Raw genomic sequence first — 20,180 nt, forward strand, 5'->3', positions numbered from 1 at the left:
CTTTTAAGCATGGGTTTCAAAGTATTTATTTAATTTTGAGATTAAAATTTCGATGATAAAAATATACTTTCCTTTTATACTTTGGAACTCATACTTAAGTGTATATAAAACATCATAAAATAACTAAAATATATAAATATTAATTATATAAAGGTATTAATTTCTCTTTTGTCCAGATTTTGGAGAACTAACCTCTTTTTGTAAATCTATACTTAGGTTGTTATAAAATAACTCACCATAATTTGTTTCACGATTTATCGTTTCGTATGCTTGTTTGATACTATTGTTGTATTTTAAAGCCTCTTGAAGTATCTTTAGGATTTTAACTGATTCCAAAAAATTCACATGTGATGGTGCTTCTATTGGTGAACTATAATATTTGTGCATTCTTTCAACCAAGTTTTTATTTCTTATTTCAATAAAAACAGACTCAATAGGAGATTTGAAAAATAGTATTTTATTTTTAACATTTATAGATATATATGTTGTTTCCATTCCGTATATTTTTCTTGAAAAAGAGTCAAATAGAAATAATTTTTTATTGTAGTTATTATTAAAAAGTTCATACATAAGTTCTAAAATTTTTATTTTTTCTTCTTTAGTAAAAAAGTTACCAATACTTGCAAAACAAAAACTCAAAATAGATTTTATAGAATACCACTCTGTTGTATCATAGTCATATCTTAACATTTGGTCAATTCTCTCTTGTTTTAGCTCTTCTATATCTGCACTTGTAGAATTTTTGTACACTTTTTGTACAGCACTATCTCTATACATTGGACCTGGGAATTGTGCTTGTATTACAAATCTTCTATTTTTTTCATGTTCAATTATATATTTTAATCTCCCTTTATAGTCTTCATCTATTATTCTTACTTCTTTTTGAGGTATTTGAGTAATAGATTTTATAAACTCATCGCCACTACAAGCATCTTCCCAAATATAGTTTGGATATCTAAAAATTTGACATATTTTATCTTGAATATCTTTATTTATTTCAACCTCACTTATCTTGTCTATCCACGAAGTTATGGTTCTTCTGTCTTTATTTAGCATTGATGCAAATTTTGATATACTCAAATTAGAACGATTAAAAATCTCTATAAACTTATCTAGTGAAGATTTAAAATTCATAAGCTTCCTTTAATAAAATTTCTGCATATTGTACAGTAATTAAACAAAAAATACAAATTTTGAACATTTTATAAAAAATGTATAAAAATTGTAAATATGAATTATAAATAATACAATCATAAAAAATCAAAATAGGTATAATGACATTTAACATTTTTTTAAAGGAAGAAGTATGACAAGTGCAGGAAAAAGATTTAGAGAAGCTTTAAAACAAGAAGCTCCATTACAAATTGTTGGAACTATCAATGCTTACCAAGCATTACAAGCTACAAAAGTAGGGCATAAAGCTATTTACTTAAGTGGTGGTGGGATTGCAAATGCCTCTTATGGTTTACCAGATTTAGGTATGACAATGTTAGAAGATGTATGTATTGATATCAGAAGAATTACTTCTATTTGTGATACTCCATTAATCGTTGATGCTGATACTGGTTGGGGACATGCATTTAACATAGCTAGAACTGTAAAAGAGTTTATTAGATATGGTGCTGCTGGACTTCATATTGAAGATCAAGTTGCTGCAAAAAGATGTGGACATAGACCAAACAAAGAGTTAGTATCTACTGAAGAAATGTGTGATAGAATCAGAGCAGCTGTTGATGCTAAAAAAGAGTTAGACCCAGATTTCTATATCATTGCTAGAACTGATGCACATGCAAGTGAAGGACAACAAGCTGCTATTGATAGAGCAAAAGCTTATGTTGCTGCTGGTGCTGATGCTATTTTTGCTGAAGCAATTCACACTTTAAAAGAGTACAAAGAGTTTACAGATGCAGTAAAAATCCCTGTATTAGCAAACATTACAGAATTTGGTGCAACTCCAATGTTTACTACTGAAGAATTATCTTCTGTTGGTATTGATATGGTTCTTTATCCATTATCAGCATTTAGAGCTATGAATAAAGCTGCATTAAATGTTTACCAAGAGTTAAAAGATAAAGGAACTCAAGAAGCAGTTATTGACACAATGCAAACAAGAATGGAATTATACGATATGTTAAATTACCACTCTTATGAGCAAAAAATGGACGAATTATTTTCAAAAGGAAAAGCTAAATAATTAGCTTTTCGTATTTTATTTAAAATTAAATCAAACTAAGGAGAAAATATGAGTACTACAAGTACAGAGTTTAAACCAAAAAAATCTGTGGCACTTTCAGGTGTAGCAGCTGGAAGTACAGCATTATGTACAGTTGGAAATACAGGAAATGATTTATATTATAGAGGATATGATATTTTAGAATTTGCTGAAAAAGCTGAATTTGAAGAGATTGCATATTTAATAGTTCATGGAGAGTTACCTAATAAAGAAGAGTTAAAAGCTTATAAAGCAAAACTTAAATCTTTTAGAGATATTCCACAAGGTGTAAAAGTTGCATTAGAACAATTACCAAAAAATTGTCACCCAATGGATGTTATGAGAACAGGCTGTTCAGTTCTTGGAGCATTAAATCAAGAAGATGAATCTCATCCAAAAGCTGCAGCACAAGATATTATCAATAAATTAATGGCATCTTTTGGTTCTATGCTTTTATATTGGTACCATTTTGCATATAATGGAAAAAGAATCGATGTTGTAACTGATGATGATACAATTGGTGGACATTTCTTACATTTATTACATGGTGAAAAACCAAGAGAATCTTGGGTTAAAGCTATGCACGTGTCTTTAATCCTTTATGCAGAACATGAATTTAATGCTTCAACTTTTACTTCAAGAGTAATTTCTGGAACAAATTCAGATATGTATTCTTGTATTACTGGTTCTATTGGAGCATTAAGAGGTCCAAAACACGGTGGAGCAAATGAAGTTGCATTTAGAATTCAAGAAAGATACTCATCAGCTGATGAAGCAGAAAAAGATATCAAAGAACGAATTGCTAAAAAAGAGATTATTATTGGATTTGGGCACCCAGTTTATGCTACAAGAGATCCAAGAAATGTTGTTATCAAAAAAGTTGCAAAAGAGCTATCTGAAGAGAATAAAAATATGTTAATGTATGATGTAGCTGCAAGACTTGAAGAAGTTATGTGGGATCAAAAGAAAATGTTCCCAAATCTTGACTGGTTCTCTGCTGTTTCATATAATCAAATGGGAATTCCAACAGATATGTTTACTCCAATATTTATTATTGCAAGAGTTACAGGATGGGGTGCACACGTTATTGAACAAAGAGAAGATGGAAAAATAATCAGACCTTCAGCTAACTATACTGGACCAGAGCCAAGAGCTTACATACCTTTAGAAGATAGAAAATAATTCTTTAATTTAGGCTAAATTTAGCCTAAATTTTTTTTACAATAAATTTCAAAAAAATGGAAAATAAAATGACAAATGATAAATATCTTAAACAATTAGATGGTTTAGATGTTAAATATTATGATGTAAAAAGTGCTGTTGAAGATATCACTCCTGGTTCTTTTGCAAAACTTAACTATACTTCAAGAGTATTAGCAGAAAACTTAATTAGAAAATGTCCTAGTGAAGATTTAAAAGATTCACTAATTCAATTAATAGAAAAAAGAACAGATAAAGATTTTCCTTGGTATCCAAGTAGAGTAATCTGTCATGATATTCTAGGACTTACAGCTTTTGTTGATTTAGCAGGTCTTAGAGAAGCAGTTGCTTCACAAGGTGTAGATCCACAAAAAATTAATCCAGTTGTTCCAACACAATTAATCGTTGATCACTCACTTGCAGTTGAATGTGGTGGATATGATAGTGATGCTTTTCAAAAAAATAGAGATATCGAAGATAGAAGAAATGCAGATAGATTTGATTTTATAAATTGGACAAAAAAAGCATTTGATAATGTTGATGTTATTCCTCCAGGAAATGGTATTATGCACCAAATCAACCTTGAAAAAATGTCTCCAGTTGTTCACAATATTGATGGTATTGCTAGTCCAGATACATTAGTTGGAACAGATTCGCACACTCCTCACGTTGATGCTTTAGGAGTTATTGCAGTTGGTGTTGGTGGACTTGAAGCTGAAAATGTTATGCTTGGAAACCCTTCTTATATGAGAGTTCCAGAAATAATTGGAGTTGAGATAAAAGGTACAAGAGCAGCAGGAATAACTGCAACTGATATTGCACTTTCTTTAACATCATTTTTAAGACAAAACAATGTAATCTCTGCTTATTTAGAGTTCTTTGGAAGTGGAATCAAATATCTTGATTTAGGAGATAGAGCAACTATATCTAATATGACACCAGAATATGGTGCAAGTGCTGCTATGTTTGCTATTGATGATAGAACTATTGATTATTTAAAAATTACAGGAAGAAGTCCAGAACAAGTAAAACTTGTTGAAACTTATGCTAAAGCAAATGGTTTATGGGCAGATAGTTTAAGTGAAGCTACTTACTTTAGAACTATTGAATTTGATCTAACAACAGTTACAAGAAGTTTAGCAGGACCTTCTAAACCACATAAATTAGTACCTACTTCAACTTTAGATTCTGAAGGTATCACTAAAAAGATTGAGATTAAAGATGAAGTTATCCCAGATGGTGCTGTTTTAATTGCAGCTATCACTTCATGTACAAATACTTCAAATCCAAGAAATGTTGTTGCAGCTGGACTTGTAGCTAAAAAAGCAAATGAACTAGGGCTTACAAGAAAAAGATGGGTAAAATCTTCATTAGCACCAGGTTCTAAAGTTTCTGAACTATATTTAAAAGATTCTGGACTTTTAACTGAGTTAGAAAAATTAGGATTTGGAATTGTAGGATTTGCTTGTACAACTTGTAATGGTATGAGTGGAGCTTTAGATCCAAAACTTGAAAAAGAAGCAGCTGATAGTGGAGTTTACACAACAGCAGTTTTATCTGGAAATAGAAACTTTGATGGAAGAATTCACCCATTTATTAAAGAAGCATTTTTAGCTTCACCTCCACTTGTAGTTGCTTATGCACTTGCTGGAAGTATTAGATTTAATATTGAAACAGATGTTCTTGGTAAAGATAAAAATGGAAATGATATTAAATTAAAAGATATTTGGCCAAGTGATGAAGAAATAGATGCAATAGTTTACAAATCAGTAAAACCTGAAATGTTTGCAAAAATCTATGACCCAATGTTTGCAAAAGGTTTAAAAGAAGCAGCTGAACCATTCTATAAATGGGATGCTAAATCTACATATATTCAAAAACCACCATATTGGGAAGATGAATTTATGACTATGCCAGCTCTTAAAAATTTAAGACCACTTGGAGTTTTCCCAAATGATATTACAACAGACCACTTATCTCCATCAAATGCTATTCAAGCAAAAAGTGCTTCTGGAGAGTATTGTTTAAAAATGGGATTACCTTTAGAAGATTTAAACTCTTATGCAACACATAGAGGTGATCACAATACTGCATTGAGAGCAACTTTAGCAAATCCAAAACTATATAATGAAATGGTTAAAGATGAGCAAGGTAATGTAAAACAAGGAAGTTTGACAAAAATTATGCCAGAAGGTGTTGAGTCAAGAATGTGGGAAGCAATAGAAACTTATATGGGAAGAAAACAACCATTAATTATTGTTGCTGGAACAAACTATGGTCAAGGAAGTTCAAGAGACTGGGCAGCTAAAGGTGTAAGACTTGCAGGTGTTGAAGTTGTGATTGCTGAATCAATTGAAAGAATTCATAGAACAAATCTTGTAGGTATGGGTGTTTTACCACTTCAATTTAAAGATGGTGAAACAAGAAATACTTATGCGATTACTGGAACAGAAACTTTTGATATTTTAGGAGATATTACTCCAAGATGTGATTTAACAGTTTCTATGACTAGAGCAAATGGTGAAAAAGTAGAATTTAAAGTTCTTTGTAGATTAGATACAACAGCTGAAGTTGAAGTTTATAAAGCTGGTGGAATTTTACAAAAATTTGCAAAAGATGTTATTGCAGCTAGTAAATAGGTTTTAAGAGAGTTTTTGCTCTCTTAAAATTTTTTAAAGAGATGAAAATCTTTTTGAAAAGTTTTAAAAGTTTAAATTTTAGGAGAAAATATGGCATATAAACCACAAATAAGAGTTAAAGCAACATATATGAGAGGTGGAACTTCAAAAGGAACATTTTTTAATATAGCAGATCTTCCTGCACAAGCACAAGAAGACAAAGTAAAAAGAGATAAGCTTCTTCAAAGAATAGTTGGAAGTCCAGATATTTATAAACAACAAATGGATGGTATGGGAGGAGCAACTTCAAGTACTTCTAAAGCTATTTTAGTTGGAAAATCAACTGTACCAAACCACGATGTTGATTACTATTTTGGTCAAGTTGCGATAGATAAAGATTTTATGGATTGGAGTGGAAATTGTGGAAATTTAAGTTCAGCAGTTGGTCCTTTTGCTATTCATGAAGGTTTAGTTGATAATGTGCCACAAAATGGTGTTTGTTGTGTAAGAATTTGGCAAGCAAATATCAAAAAAACAATTCTTTGTTATGTAACAATGGTTGATGGACAAGTAAAAGAAATGGGTGATTATTATATAGATGGTGTTGCTTTCCCTGCTGAAGAGATTTTATTAGAGTTTGCAGAACCTGTTGATCCTAGTGAAGAGTTATTTCCAACAGGAAATTTAGTAGATGATTTGGAAGTTCCAGGAATTGGTACATTTAAAGCAACTATGATAACAGCAGGTATTCCTACAATTTTCTTAAATGCTAGTGATATTGGATATAAAGGAACTGAACTTCAAGCTGATATAAATAGTGATGCTGAAGCCTTGGCTAGATTTGAAAAGATAAGAAGCTATGGTGCTTTAAAAATGGGACTTATAAGTGATTTAAAAGAGGCAGAAACTAGACAACACACTCCAAAAATTGCATTTGTTGCTCCAAAAAGTGATTTTATAACTTCAAGTGGAAAAGAAGTAAAAGCAGATGAGATTGATTTACATGTACGAGCTTTATCAATGCAAAAACTTCATCATGCTATGATGGGAACAGCTTCTGTTGCTATTGGTGTTGCTGCTTGTATTGAAGGAACATTGGTAAATATTGCTGCTGGTGGAGGAGAAAAAACTGCTGTTGAGTTTGGACACCCATCTGGGACTTTAAAAGTTGGAGCTGTAATAAAATGCGAAAATGGTAAATATATTGTTGATAAAGCTACAATGAGCCGAAGTGCAAGAATTATTATGAAAGGTGAAGTTTATGCACCTGCTGATATTATGGGATAAATAGAAATATTCTATAAGTAAAGTGAAAAAAAGGAGATAGAAAATCTGTCTCCTTTTTTATTTTATTAAAGATGAAATTGTTTTGAAGTTTGGATTTTTTGCATCAACTGTTAGTTCAAATAAAATTGATTCATAAGTTGTTGGTACAACTCCAGCTTGAACTAGCCTTTTTATAGCCATTTTATGGTCAAGTTTTGTTCTACTTCCACAACAATTTGTAACCAAAATCACATTAAAATCATTTTCAATTAAGTCTATACAAGTTTGAAGTACACAAACATGAGTTTCTATTCCTGCTACAATGATATTTTTTTTACCACTTTTTTTAAAAGCTTCTAAAATTTCATCAGTTTGACAACCAGAAAATGTAGTTTTTTCATAAGCTGTGTATTCAGAAACCAACTCTTTTAAAACAGGGATTGTCTCACCAATACCTTTTTTATATTGTTCATTTACAATTATTGGGATATCTAAAGCTTTTATCCCCTTTACTAAAATAGGAATAGTTCTCTCCAACTCATCTTTATTTCCAATATGTGGGAAAAGTCTCTCTTGTACATCAACTAAACAAAATAGGGTATCTTCTAAATTTATTCTCATTTTATATCCTTTAAATAATGAATTAAAAGAGATAATATATCAAAAATTAGTAGCTATAAGATAGCTTTAAATAATTTAAAATTATTTAAAAGCCATAGTTTCAGCTCTTGCTAAAAGCTCTTTTGCACCTTTTTGTATAAATTCATTTGCAAACTCTTTTCCCGCATTTTCAAAAGAGTTTATATCTACCATTTTTTCATCTTTGATATATTCTGTCCCATCAGGAAGTCCAACTATTGCAGATATTTTTACACTCTTTTCATCTAAAATTGTAGCTTTTACACCTATTGGAACCTGGCAACCACCTTGAAGTGTATCTACAAATCCTCGCTCGATTTTAGACTCAATTTCAGCATTTTTATCATTTAAAACTTTTACTATTTCGATGATTTTTGGGTCTGTTGTTGTCTCTATTCCTAAAGTTGCTTGTCCCATAGAAGGTATCATAATATCAGTTGAAATAGGAGCAAAATATTTTACTTCATTTTGTAGATTTAATTTTTCTATTCCTGTTGCTGCAAGGATAATAGCATCATATTCACCTGCATTTAATTTTGCTATTCTTGTATTGATATTTCCTCTTAAATCTTTTAGCTCTATATCAGGTCTTAACATCTTTATAGCCATTCTTCTTCGCAGACTTGTAGTTCCAACAACCGCGCCTTTTGGTAAATCTTCTAAAGAGCTATATTTGTTGCTTAAAAGTGCATCTTGAGGATTAAATCTTTTTGAAACAGCAGCTAAAGTTAAACCATCTTCAAACTGTGTTGGAACATCTTTTAGTGAATGAACTGCTAAATGAGCAGTTCCTTCAAGCATTGCAACTTCTAGTTCTTTTGTAAAAAGCCCCTTACCACCAATTTTTGCTAGCGGAACATCAAGTATTTTATCACCTTTAGTTGTAAACTCTTGAAGTTCTATTTGCATATTTGGATAGTGTTTTAAAAGTTCAGCTTTTATATATTCACTTTGCCAAAGAGCAAGTTGGCTTCTTCTAGTTGCAATTACTAATTTTTTCATATTACTTTTTACCTAAAGTTTTATATTTTTCTCTAGTTGTATCTTTTTCTCCATTTATATAAATAGTTGGAGTTCCACTTACTAGCATATCTTCTCCCATTAAAACCTCTTTTTCTAAAGATGTAATTATCTCTTTTTTATTTAATTCTTCGATTTTAATATCTAAACCTAACTCTTTATTAAACGCTTCTAAAATAATTTTATCATCTGTTGAAGTTACTTCAAAGTATTTTGACCAATGAGCTGTATATGCCTTCATTATGATATCATTACCATTTTTTACCTTTGCTATATCAATAAGTTTTGATAAAGTAGTTGATGCTGGATGAATATGAGTTAATGGAAATGCATAATAATATAGTGCTATTGAATCACTTTTTTTATTTACAAAATCTATAACTTCAGGAATATATTGTGTACAAAATGGGCAAAGAGGATCAGAAAAAACTACAATTTTATCTTTTGCTTTTTCATTTCCAGCAATTAGTTTTGATTTTTGATAGTATTTATCTGTTAATGTTGGTGTTATACTATCTTTCAAAGATTTTCCTGTTGATACATCATATAAATCAGTAGCAATTACTTTTCCATCACTAAAAAGTGTATCTTTTACTTTCATACCTTTGTCTTGAATAGTTGCATCAATTTCTAAAATATAGCCATTCCAACCTTTTAATTCTAGTTCTTTTTTATAGAAAACTTTTATATTCTTCACTTTAACATTTGGATTTTGAGCAACTCTTTTTTTCTCAAAATCTATAACTAAATTATCATTTGCCAATAATGTAGCACTTGCAAATGCACTTAAAACCAATAATTTTGCAATTTTAATCATATCTTTGTCCTTTTTTTATAATATTATTTTAACTTCGTGATTTTACTGTAATTTTTTTAATATCAAATAACTCTTTTGCTTTATTTACCATTTTTGAATTTAATAAATCATTTACTTGTAACTCTTTTGAAGATAATTGAGTATCTGTATTTTTTATAGCACCAGCTACACAACTAGAACTAAACTCAACATCTTCTACCATAGAAGCAACTTCGCTATTTTGTTCAGGCTCTATTTTTATTTCATTGTTAGTTTTTAATAAGGTGGCCTCTTCCTTTTTAAAATCTAGCTCAACATTTAAGCCGAAAATATCTTGTGCAAAAATTTTAATAAGGCCATAATGTTTACCTAAAAGTTTTCTATCCTCATCTTTTGCATAAGATATTATTTGAAGTTTATTATCACTAAAACCATTAAATATAAAGTTCTTTTCAAAACATTCACCTAATGTGTAATCTCTATCATAAACTTTTTCTATCAAATGTTGATATAAATCACTATTTTTATCATTCTCTTCTTCAAAAGGAATATACTCTATCTCTTTTGTTTCCATAATTTCAGTTTTGATAGGTTCTTCTATAATAGAATCTATATCAAAAGGATTAGGATTTTGTATTTGAGTATTTATATTTTGTATAGGTTTTTCTTCTTGTGGTTTTTCTTCTACAACTTTATTTTCAATAATTTTAGTTTCTATAATTTTAGGTTCAGGAATAGCAGGTTTTTCTACTTTTATTGCTTCATTTCGTACTGGCATTTTGCCAATTTGTTCAATTAATTCATCTATTGATTTTAAGTTAGTAGCTTCTACAAGTTTCATTAAAGTAAGAATTAAAATAAAAGTATCATCACTATTTAAAGATAATAGATGCTTAGCTTCACTTAAAATTCTGAAAAATCTATCAAATAAAGTTACATCAAATCTTGTATCTTTTGAAATCATTTTATCTTTTAAATATATAGATATTTCATCACAAATTTGAGAAACTTCATAGTTTTGAAGTTCTGGAAGTAGGGTATTTATATCGCCTTTATTTAAAATAATTTTAAAAATATTTTCCATTAAAGATGGATCTATTAGTCCTAACATATCAACAACACTAGAAGTTGATATTTTTCCTTTTGAGAAAATTATTGCTTGATCTAGTAAAGTTAAAGTATCTCTTAGGCTTCCTTGACCACTTCTAGCAAGTATCTCTAAAGCTTCTTTTTCAAACTCAATATTTTCAATATTTAAAATATGAGAAAGATGATGAACCACATCATTTTGTGAGATTTTATTAAATCTAAAGTGTTGAGTTCTACTTAAAATAGTAGCTGGAAGTTTTAAAGAATCAGTAGTTGCTAGTATAAATTTTACAAAATTAGGTGGTTCTTCTAAAGTTTTTAATAAAGCATTAAAAGCCTGAGTTGTAAGCATATGAACTTCATCTATTATAAATACTTTAAATTTTGCAGAACTTGGTTTATATTTCGTATGTTCGATTAGTTCTTTTATATCATCTATCCCTCTATTACTAGCAGCATCCATTTCAATAATATCAAGATGCTTTCCACTATTTGCACTAAGACAATTATCACAAACCTCACAAGGTTTACTTGTTGGTCCATTTGAACATAAAAGTGCTTTTGCCATTATTCTAGCTGTACTCGTTTTTCCACTTCCCCTAAGTCCTGAAAATAAATAAGCATGAGACAATCTTGAAGAATCTAATGCTAGGCTAAGTGTTTGAGATATTGTATTTTGTCCTATTAGATCTTCAAATCTTTTAGGACGATATTTTAGAGCTAAAACTCTATCTTTTAAATTGTCATCTATCATATTTCACACTTTCCTATCTCAAAATTTATATTCTTTAAAACTATATTTACCATATCTAAACTTATCTTACCGCTATATAAAATAGTTATTTTTTGGTCTTTATTTATACTATTTTTATTTTTACCTAGATCTTGTAATCTTTTCGCAATAGCATTTGCTGAATCAAATAAAATAACATCTTCATTAAAAAACTTTTTTATATCATCTTGTATAATTGGATAGTGAGTACAACCTAAAACTATGCTATCTATATTTTTATTTTTTAAATCTTTTAAATAATTTGTTAAAAATAAATGTAAGCTATTTGTTTCAATATCAGCTTCTTCTATTTTTTTTGCTAAACCACTACAAGGAATATGGTACAAATTTAACTGTTGATTAACTGATAAATTTTCTACAAGTTCTTTGTATTTTTTCCCATTTATTGTTGTTGGAGTTGCTAAAATTGCTATATTCTTTGTTTTTGAACTTAGAATAGCAGGTTTTAAAGCAGGTTCTACACCAATAATTGGTAAATTTTTATATTTTTCTCTTAAATATTTTATTGCAATTGAAGTTGCAGTGTTACAAGCAACTATTAAAATATCAATATTATATTTATCAATCAAATAGTTTGTTATATTATCGCATCTTTGTAAAATTTCATTTGTATCTTTTTCACCATAAGGTGCAAATAAGGTATCAGCTATATAAACATATTCTGTGTTTTTTACACTTTTAGTAATAGCATTTAGTATAGTTAATCCACCAATTCCTGAATCAAAAACTCCTACTTTCAAATATATCCTTATTGAAATTTTGGCAGAATTATATCCAAATTAAAATTTGAATTTGATATAAGAAATTATTTATTAATGTTTAAAATATTTTGAGAATAAAAGTGTTATCATTTAAAAGCTAAAATTCTTAAATTAGACGGAAAATGGGTTGATTTTTAGCTTTTAAAATGATTTATATTTATAGTGGTGTGGTAGTAAATTTTTATTTTAAACTTAAGGAAAGACCTTAAGTTTTTTAGTATCTGATTAAACTAATCCTTGTTCAATCATAGCATCAGCTACTCTTCTAAATCCAGCAATATTTGCTCCTAAAACAAGGTTTGTTGGTTGTCCAAACTCTTTAGCAGTAGCACTTGCTGTATCAAAAATATGTTTCATGATTTGCTCTAGTTTTGCATCAACCTCTTCAAAAGTCCATGAAACCATAGAAGCATTTTGAGCCATTTCTAATTGGCTTGTTGCAACTCCACCAGCATTTGCCGCTTTTCCAGGACCATATGCTATTTTTTGTGCAACAAAATAATCAACAGCTTCATTTGTAGAAGGCATATTAGCTCCTTCACTTACACAAATACAACCATTTTTGATTAATTCTTTTGCATCCTCTAAATTTAACTCATTTTGAGTTGCACTTGGGAATGCTGCAAAGCAAGGAACAGACCAAACTGCATTTCTACCTTTTGGGTACTCTTCAACTGGAATATATTTTGCATTTTTTCTATGTTTTATATACTCTGAAAGTCTAGCTCTTTGGTTTTCTTTTAAATCTTTTAATAAATCTAAATCAATACCTTCTTCATCTATAATTGTACCTTTTGAATCACTACAAGTAATTGGTAATGCTCCAAGGTGGTATAATTTTTCTATAGTATAAATCGCTACATTTCCAGAACCAGAAACAGTACATTTTTTACCTGTTAAAGTTTCTCCTCTAGCTTCAAGCATATTTTTTGCAAAATATACACAACCGTAACCAGTTGCTTCTGTTCTAGCTAGTGAACCACCCCATTTTAATGATTTCCCTGTTAAAGTTCCATCATAAGTATTCGCAAGTTTTTTATACATACCAAATAAGTATCCGATTTCTCTTCCACCAACTCCAATATCTCCAGCAGGAACATCAGTAGTTGCACCGATATGTCTGTATAATTCACTCATAAATGCTTGGCAGAATCTCATGATTTCATTGTCACTTTTACCTTTAGGGTCAAAGTCACTTCCACCTTTTCCACCACCAATTTGAAGTCCAGTTAGTGCGTTTTTAAAAATTTGCTCAAATCCTAAAAATTTGATAATTCCAGTATTTACGCTTGGGTGAAATCTTAATCCACCTTTATATGGGCCTAAAGTCGAACTAAATTGTATTCTATAACCTTTGTTGATTTGGATTTCTCCTTTATCATCAACCCAAGTCACTCTAAATAAAATCTGTCTCTCAGGCTCAACTAATCTGTCTAACACTTTATTTGCTGCATATTTTGGGTATTTTTCAAACAAAGGTTTTAAAGAGTGTAAAACCTCTTCTGCTGCTTGATGAAACTCATCTTGTCCAGGACTTGTTCTTTTTAGATATTCTAAAAGTTCGTCTATATTTGCCATTTTCCTTCCTTTTTTCAAATTTCGGGTAGCAATACTATCAGAGAAATTATTTGATTTAGCTGAAAAAAGAGGTAGAAAATTTACAAATTTATAAATTTATACTCTTTTTTCTTCAATTTAAGCATATTTTAAGTTATTATTCATTCATTGAAGCAAAAAAATCATCATTATTTTTTGTTTTTTGCATTTTAGGATATAAGAATTTAAGAACATCAACTTCATCCATTTCACTCATTGCATTTCTTAAAATCCATGTTTTTTGTAAAGTATCAGCACTAAGTAAAAGTTCTTCTTTTCTTGTACCAGATTTTGTAATATCAATAGCAGGATATACTCTTTTATTTGCAGCATTTCTACTTAGAACTACTTCACTATTTCCAGTCCCTTTGAATTCTTCAAATATAACTTCATCCATTTTTGAACCAGTATCTATTAAAGCGGTTGATATTATTGTTAAACTTCCACCTTCTTCAATATTACGTGCAGCTCCAAAAAATCTTTTTGGTTTGTGTAAAGCATTTGCATCAACTCCACCACTTAGAACTTTACCTGAACTAGGAGTTACAGTATTGTATGCCCGAGCAAGTCTTGTAATAGAATCAAGTAATATTACGACATCTTTTTTCATTTCTACAAGTCTTTTTGCTTTTTCAATTACGATTTCAGCAACTCTTACATGGTTTTGAGCTGGTAAATCAAAAGTAGAACTATAAACCTCACCTTTTACGCTTCTTTGCATATCTGTAACTTCTTCTGGTCTTTCATCTATTAAAAGAACCATTAAAGTAACTTCAGGATGGTTTCTACTAATGGCATGTGCTAACTCTTTTAAAAGTTCAGTTTTACCAGTTTTTGGTGGAGCAACTATTAAACTTCTTTGACCTTTTCCCATAGGTGCAAAAAGATCTAAAACTCTTCCAGTTAATTTTTGTGAATCAAATTCAAATTTAAATTTTGTAGTTGAATAAAGTGGAGTTAAATTATCAAATAATGGTCTGTTTTTTGAATCTTTTACAGGAAGATAATTTATAGCTTCAATTTTAAGTAAAGCATTATACTTTTCGCTATCTTTATTTGGAGGTCTAACCTGACCTGTTACTATATCTCCAGTTCGAAGTGCAAATTTTCTAATTTGTGTAGCACTTACATAAGAGTCATTTGATGTATCAGAAAAATTTCCATCAATTGCTCTTAAGAATCCAAATCCACCTTCTTTTATTTCTAAAATTCCAGTAAATAGGATAAATCCACCAGCATCTATTTGAGAAGCAAGTATCATAAACATTAAATCTTGTCTTTTTAACTCTTGAGGATTTTCAACTTCAAGTTCATTTGCTATATCAAGTAGAGTTTCAAGTGGTAACTCTCTTAATTGCTCAATTTTATAACCTTCAACAGGAATGTGAGTTCTTGTTTTTTTGGTAGTTTTTGTTTTTATTTCTTCTTTAGACTCTTCCATGAGTATATTTGCCTTTGATTTCACATAATAATATATGCAGTTTTATGTAGTTTTGTAGTTTTATAAAGTTAGGTGTAATTTTAGTATTTATTTTTAAAATTGTCAATATAAATTAAAAAAGAGTATCAAACTGATACCCTTTTTTTAATATGGTAATTATAATTTACCTTCATTTTTAGCTAAGTAGTTAGCAACACCATCTTTGTCAGCTTTCATACCTTCATCACCTTTTTGCCACCCAGCTGGACAAACTTCACCATATTCATTTGTAAATAACATTGCATCTACCATTCTTATCATTTCATCAACATTTCTTCCTAATGGTAAGTCATTTATAACAGCATGTCTTATTGTTCCATCTTTGTCGATTAAAAAAGATCCTCTTAATGCAACTGATTCACCAAATAGTACATCATAATCTTTAGAAATTTGTTTATTTAAATCTGCTACCATAGGAAATTTAACTCTTCCAATTCCACCATTCTCAACAGCAGTTTCTCTCCAAGCAAAGTGAGAGAATTGTGAATCTACTGAGCAACCAATTACATTAATTCCTCTTGCTTTAAATTCATCAGTTCTTTTTGAGAAAGCAATAATTTCTGATGGACAAACAAACGTAAAGTCTAAAGGCCAAAAGAATAAAATTGCACCTTTCTCACCAATATTTTTATATAAGTTAAAATCTTCTACAATTTGACCATCTGCAAGTACAGCCGTTGCTGTAAAATCTGGAGCTTTTTTTGTTACTAACATTTTTTAATCCTTTTTTATAATAAAATTTAATATTGGAATTCTATCAATTTTTTTTTATACTAAGCTTAAAATAGTCAAGTTTTATTATTTAATAATTTTTATCTTTAATAATATTTTTATTTTTGCTATGATAGAGTTTAAAAAATTTATTTTATGGAGAATATTTTATGGCAGTTAAAATTACTGATATTTGTATTAGTTGTGATGCTTGTTTAGATGAGTGTCCAGTTGGTGCTATTGTAGATAATGATGATAATCCAACAGGTGAAGATATATATTTTGTATATAAAGATAAATGTGTTGAGTGTGTAGGGCATAATGATGAACCAGCATGTGCTGATGCCTGTCCAACTGAAGGATGCATTGTTTGGGATGAAGTTGGTTCTAGTCAAGTTGAAAAAGAGGATAGAGGTGTTGTTGGTACACCAGTTGTTGAATAATATATTAAAAAATATTCAAGGAAAGTAGTTATAAACTTGCCTTTTTTTATTTTTTCAGATATAATCCGCGACTTAAAATTTATAGAGGAACAGATATGGAAAGAACATTATCAATCATTAAACCTGATGCAGTAGCAAAAAATGTAGTTGGAAAAATTTTAGACAGATTTGAATCGGCTGGACTAAAAATAGCTGCAACAAAAAAATTACAATTAAGTAAGGCTGATGCAGAAGCTTTTTATGCGGTTCATTCAAGTAGACCTTTTTTCAAAGATTTAGTTGATTTTATGATCTCAGGACCAGTTGTAGTTTCAGTTTTAGAAGGTGAAAATGCAATGGCTAAAAATAGAGAATTAATGGGTGCAACAAATCCAAAAGAAGCTGCGGCTGGAACAATTAGAGCAGATTTTGCAGATTCTATTGATGCAAACGCAGTTCATGGAAGCGATTCACTAGAAAATGCAGAAATTGAAATTAATTTCTTTTTTGCACAAAGAGAAATTTGTTAATTTAAATGAAAATAGAGTTTAAAAAAGTACCAACTGATAAAAAAGAGTTAAAAACAGAATTTAATTCAGTTAAAATTGAAGGTACTTTTTGTAGAATTTCGTCATCATTAGTAAAAATTGAAGCAAAACTTAGTGGCAACATAGATATAGATTGCTCGAGATGTGCTGAATTGGAAATTTTATCTTTAGATGAAGAACTTAAACTAGTTTTAAGTGATGGTGTCTTTAAAGGTGAAGAAAAAGATGAATTTTTAGTAATAGAAATAGAAAATAGTTTAATTGATTTTGATGAAATAATAGAAAGTGAATTAAACAGCGTAAAAAGTGAGTACCATATTTGTAAAGAGTGCTTACAAAAAGATAAACTTGTTGAACAAGAATTTTAAAGGAGAATAATTATGGCAGTACCAAAGAGAAGAGTTTCTCATACAAGATCAGCGAAGAGAAGAACACATTACAAAATTGAGTTAAAAAGACCAGTAAAAGATAGTGATGGTTCTTGGAAAATGCCTCATATGGTTAATCCAAACACTGGTGAATATAAAAACTAATGTTAAAAATAGCTATAGATGCGATGGGTGGGGACTTTGGTCCTGAGCCTATAATAGAAGGATTAATATTAGCTATTAGAAATAACAATAATTTTACGGCAATAGCTGTAGGAGATGAAGAACAACTTTTAAAACTTATTCCCCCCTCATTTTTAAATAGAATAGAAATACTTGACACTAAAGATGTTATTAGTATGCATGATAGTGCTACTGATGCTTTAAAAAGAAAAGAATCAACAATCTATAAAGCAATAGAGTTAGTAAAAGAAGGAAAAGCTGACGCTATAGTTTCTGCTGGACATTCAGGTGCTTCTATGTCATTAGCAACTTTGAGAATTGGAAGGATTAAAGGTGTTTCAAGACCTGCAATAGCAACTCTTATGCCAACAAGTGAAAATCAAAATACATTAGTCTTAGATGTTGGTGCAAATGTTGATAGCGATGCCAAAAATTTATTTGAATTTGCTGTTATGGGACAAGCTTATGCTCAAAGCGTACTTAGAATAGATGAACCTATTATAGGTCTTTTGAGTAATGGTGAAGAAGAAAGTAAAGGAAATGAAGTAACAAAAGAAGCTTATAAATTGATTTCTAAAGTCCCAAATTTTGCTGGTAATGTTGAAGGTAGTGATATTTTTAAAGGTACAGTAGATGTTGTTGTTTGTGATGGTTTTGTTGGTAATATTTTACTTAAAACAGCAGAAGGTGTTGCAGATACAATTGGTAAAATAATCAAAAAAAATCTTAAAAGATCTCTTATTTCAATCACTGGTGCAGTATTAATGAGAAAAGTTTTTAAAAACTTAAAAGTAAGAGTAGATTATGCAGAATATGGTGGTGCACCACTTCTTGGAGTTAAAGCTCCTGTTATTATATCTCATGGAAAATCAAATCCTAAAGCTATAATGAATGCAATATTTCAAGCAATACACTCAGCTAGTTCAAATTTAGATACTATTATTGAACAAAGATTAGTTAAATATGGAACTAAAGAAGATAATAGTCATCAAGAAGTTTAAGGATTATTAAAAATGATATATGCAGCATTTAGATCAATTGGAGCTTATATTCCACCTAAAGTTATGACAAATCAAGATTTTGAAAAAATTATTGATACAAGTGACGAGTGGATTACAAAAAGAACTGGTATTAAAGAAAGAAGAATAGCTGAAAAAAATGAAGCATCTTCTGATTTAGGTTCTAAAGCTGCAAAAGTAGCTATTGAAAGAGCAAATATAGATAAAAAAGATATAGATTTAGTTATTTGTGCGACTGTTACTCCTGATTTTTTATGTATGCCTTCAACTGCTTGTTTGATAGCTTCTAAGCTTGAATTACCAAATGTTATGGCTTTTGATGTTAGTGCTGCTTGTACAGGATTTGTATACGCTTTAAGTATTGCAAAAGCTTTTATTGAATCTGGAATGAAAAAAAATGTATTAATTATTGGGGCTGAAAAATATAGCTCAATTTTAAATTATGAAGACAGAACAACTTGTTTTATTTTTGGAGATGGTGCTGGAGCGGCAGTAATTAGTGCTACGACAAATAAAGATGAAGCAATTATTGATGTGCATTGTTCTAGTGATGGAACTTATGAAGATTTAATAAAAACTGCTGGAGGTGGAAGTAGAAATCCATGTTCGCAGGAAGTTTTAGATAATAAAATGGCATGTATTAGTATGAAAGGTAATGAGACTTTTAAACTTGCAGTTAAAACTTTGACTTCTGATGTTAAAGATATGATGGAAAAACATAATCTTTCAAATTCAGATATTACACATTTTATTCCTCATCAGGCAAATTATAGAATTATAAAGGCTGTTGGAGATGCTTTAAATTTAAATGAAGAGCAAACTATAGTTACTGTTGATAAGTATGGTAATACTTCTGCTGCTTCTATTCCAATGGCTATGAATTATGCATATGAACAAGGAAGAATAAAAGCAGGAGATACAATACTTTTTGATGCTTTTGGTGGTGGACTAACTTGGGGGTCAGCATTATTTAGATTTTCCCCAAAAGATAAATAGGTGAGTAATTTCTCCTATTTATAATTTTAATTAAATTTCTTATTTTTAGGATTATTTTTAAAAACGTTGAATGAGTTTTTCTCCAAATTGTTATTGAATTTATCAACTGTTGCTGTTAAATTTATATATATAATATTTTCATCAATAATAATTTGTAAAATAGAATAAAGTGGTATTTTTAGAACACTTCCGAAATTATCTTTTCCAAAACCAGCTTCAAAATATAAAAAATCATCTTCAATTCTTACGGTTGTAAATGTATAACCAGCTAGTGTAAATAGCGAAAATTTATTTAAATTGGATTTTATATCATTTGGCAAATCTGGATTAAAACTTGTACTTTCTATATTTGCAACTACGCTAAATTCTGTGTTAGTATCTATAATATATTGAATAATATCTTTTATATGTTTTTGTGATAAGTTTTTGAAATCATCATTTTCAATAATATTTTTTAACATAA

General features: G+C 29.6%; 20 protein-coding genes. 10 read left to right on the plus strand and 10 right to left on the minus strand.

Annotation, left to right across the window (positions count from 1 at the left end; all coding sequences use genetic code 11):
* Nucleotides 1-156: 156 nt before the first annotated feature.
* Entirely contained in the window at nt 157-1,134 is a 978-nt protein-coding gene (locus tag ACNSOS_RS08505) for a hypothetical protein (RefSeq protein WP_113894239.1), read from the minus strand.
* A gap of 172 nt (nt 1,135-1,306) precedes the next feature.
* On the opposite strand from ACNSOS_RS08505, the gene prpB reads away from it, so the two are divergent.
* The 4 genes from prpB (at nt 1,307) to prpF (ending at nt 7,317) form a co-directional block, all read left to right on the plus strand.
* A complete protein-coding gene (gene prpB, locus ACNSOS_RS08510) occupies nt 1,307-2,194 on the plus strand; it encodes a methylisocitrate lyase (protein ID WP_113894240.1) in 888 nt (295 codons plus the stop codon).
* Between the two features lie 48 nt (nt 2,195-2,242).
* Nucleotides 2,243-3,394, plus strand: coding sequence for a bifunctional 2-methylcitrate synthase/citrate synthase (gene prpC, locus ACNSOS_RS08515; RefSeq protein ID WP_113894241.1), 1,152 nt, complete (start codon nt 2,243-2,245; stop codon nt 3,392-3,394).
* Nucleotides 3,395-3,462: 68 nt separating this feature from the next.
* Complete coding sequence (gene acnD / locus ACNSOS_RS08520) at nt 3,463-6,051, plus strand: Fe/S-dependent 2-methylisocitrate dehydratase AcnD (RefSeq protein WP_418184961.1); 2,589 nt, start codon at nt 3,463-3,465, stop codon at nt 6,049-6,051.
* A 90-nt stretch (nt 6,052-6,141) separates the two neighbouring features.
* Entirely contained in the window at nt 6,142-7,317 is a 1,176-nt protein-coding gene (prpF, locus tag ACNSOS_RS08525) for a 2-methylaconitate cis-trans isomerase PrpF (RefSeq protein ID WP_418184962.1), read from the plus strand.
* Nucleotides 7,318-7,374: 57 nt separating this feature from the next.
* Here prpF and ACNSOS_RS08530 read toward each other — a convergent pair whose 3' ends face one another.
* From ACNSOS_RS08530 to ACNSOS_RS08565, 8 genes are all read right to left on the minus strand, one after another.
* Complete coding sequence (locus tag ACNSOS_RS08530) at nt 7,375-7,917, minus strand: hydrolase (protein WP_418184963.1); 543 nt, start codon at nt 7,915-7,917, stop codon at nt 7,375-7,377.
* Nucleotides 7,918-7,998: 81 nt separating this feature from the next.
* Nucleotides 7,999-8,937, minus strand: a complete 939-nt coding sequence (gene hemC, locus ACNSOS_RS08535; protein ID WP_418184964.1) for a hydroxymethylbilane synthase — start codon at nt 8,935-8,937, stop codon at nt 7,999-8,001.
* 1 nt (nt 8,938) lies between these two features.
* Nucleotides 8,939-9,772 carry a thioredoxin domain-containing protein gene (locus ACNSOS_RS08540; protein ID WP_235826961.1) on the minus strand — a complete coding sequence of 278 codons (834 nt, stop codon included), beginning with the start codon at nt 9,770-9,772 and terminating at the stop codon, nt 8,939-8,941.
* 28 nt (nt 9,773-9,800) lie between these two features.
* Entirely contained in the window at nt 9,801-11,594 is a 1,794-nt protein-coding gene (locus ACNSOS_RS08545) for a DNA polymerase III subunit gamma/tau (protein ID WP_418184965.1), read from the minus strand.
* Nucleotides 11,591-12,373 carry a glutamate racemase gene (gene murI / locus ACNSOS_RS08550; protein WP_418184966.1) on the minus strand — a complete coding sequence of 261 codons (783 nt, stop codon included), beginning with the start codon at nt 12,371-12,373 and terminating at the stop codon, nt 11,591-11,593. Before murI ends, ACNSOS_RS08545 begins: the two co-directional genes overlap by 4 nt.
* Before the next feature lie 246 nt (nt 12,374-12,619).
* Nucleotides 12,620-13,972 (minus strand): NADP-specific glutamate dehydrogenase, encoded by a 1,353-nt coding sequence (gdhA, locus tag ACNSOS_RS08555; RefSeq protein WP_418184967.1) that lies wholly within the window; start codon nt 13,970-13,972, stop codon nt 12,620-12,622.
* 136 nt (nt 13,973-14,108) lie between these two features.
* Nucleotides 14,109-15,431 carry a transcription termination factor Rho gene (rho, locus tag ACNSOS_RS08560; protein WP_418184968.1) on the minus strand — a complete coding sequence of 441 codons (1,323 nt, stop codon included), beginning with the start codon at nt 15,429-15,431 and terminating at the stop codon, nt 14,109-14,111.
* A 156-nt stretch (nt 15,432-15,587) separates the two neighbouring features.
* Nucleotides 15,588-16,184, minus strand: a complete 597-nt coding sequence (locus ACNSOS_RS08565; protein ID WP_026803131.1) for a peroxiredoxin — start codon at nt 16,182-16,184, stop codon at nt 15,588-15,590.
* A 167-nt stretch (nt 16,185-16,351) separates the two neighbouring features.
* Here ACNSOS_RS08565 and ACNSOS_RS08570 point away from each other — a divergent pair, with 167 nt between their 5' ends.
* From ACNSOS_RS08570 to ACNSOS_RS08595, 6 genes are all read left to right on the plus strand, one after another.
* Nucleotides 16,352-16,624, plus strand: a complete 273-nt coding sequence (locus tag ACNSOS_RS08570) for a DUF362 domain-containing protein (protein WP_113894254.1) — start codon at nt 16,352-16,354, stop codon at nt 16,622-16,624.
* Nucleotides 16,625-16,719: 95 nt separating this feature from the next.
* A complete protein-coding gene (gene ndk, locus ACNSOS_RS08575; protein ID WP_418184969.1) occupies nt 16,720-17,133 on the plus strand; it encodes a nucleoside-diphosphate kinase in 414 nt (137 codons plus the stop codon).
* 5 nt (nt 17,134-17,138) lie between these two features.
* Complete coding sequence (locus ACNSOS_RS08580) at nt 17,139-17,519, plus strand: hypothetical protein (RefSeq protein ID WP_113908721.1); 381 nt, start codon at nt 17,139-17,141, stop codon at nt 17,517-17,519.
* A 12-nt stretch (nt 17,520-17,531) separates the two neighbouring features.
* Complete coding sequence (rpmF, locus tag ACNSOS_RS08585) at nt 17,532-17,684, plus strand: 50S ribosomal protein L32 (protein WP_113894257.1); 153 nt, start codon at nt 17,532-17,534, stop codon at nt 17,682-17,684.
* Nucleotides 17,684-18,703, plus strand: coding sequence for a phosphate acyltransferase PlsX (gene plsX, locus ACNSOS_RS08590; protein WP_418184970.1), 1,020 nt, complete (start codon nt 17,684-17,686; stop codon nt 18,701-18,703). The genes rpmF and plsX overlap by 1 nt, the downstream gene beginning before the upstream one ends.
* A 12-nt stretch (nt 18,704-18,715) precedes the next feature.
* Nucleotides 18,716-19,717 carry a beta-ketoacyl-ACP synthase III gene (locus ACNSOS_RS08595; RefSeq protein ID WP_418184971.1) on the plus strand — a complete coding sequence of 334 codons (1,002 nt, stop codon included), beginning with the start codon at nt 18,716-18,718 and terminating at the stop codon, nt 19,715-19,717.
* Between the two features lie 26 nt (nt 19,718-19,743).
* Here the strand turns inward: ACNSOS_RS08595 and ACNSOS_RS08600 are convergent, their stop codons facing one another.
* Nucleotides 19,744-20,178, minus strand: coding sequence for a hypothetical protein (locus ACNSOS_RS08600; protein WP_418184972.1), 435 nt, complete (start codon nt 20,176-20,178; stop codon nt 19,744-19,746).
* Nucleotides 20,179-20,180: the final 2 nt, after the last annotated feature.

This window comes from Aliarcobacter vitoriensis, from assembly GCF_048320235.1.
GTDB classification, from domain to species: domain Bacteria; phylum Campylobacterota; class Campylobacteria; order Campylobacterales; family Arcobacteraceae; genus Aliarcobacter; species Aliarcobacter vitoriensis.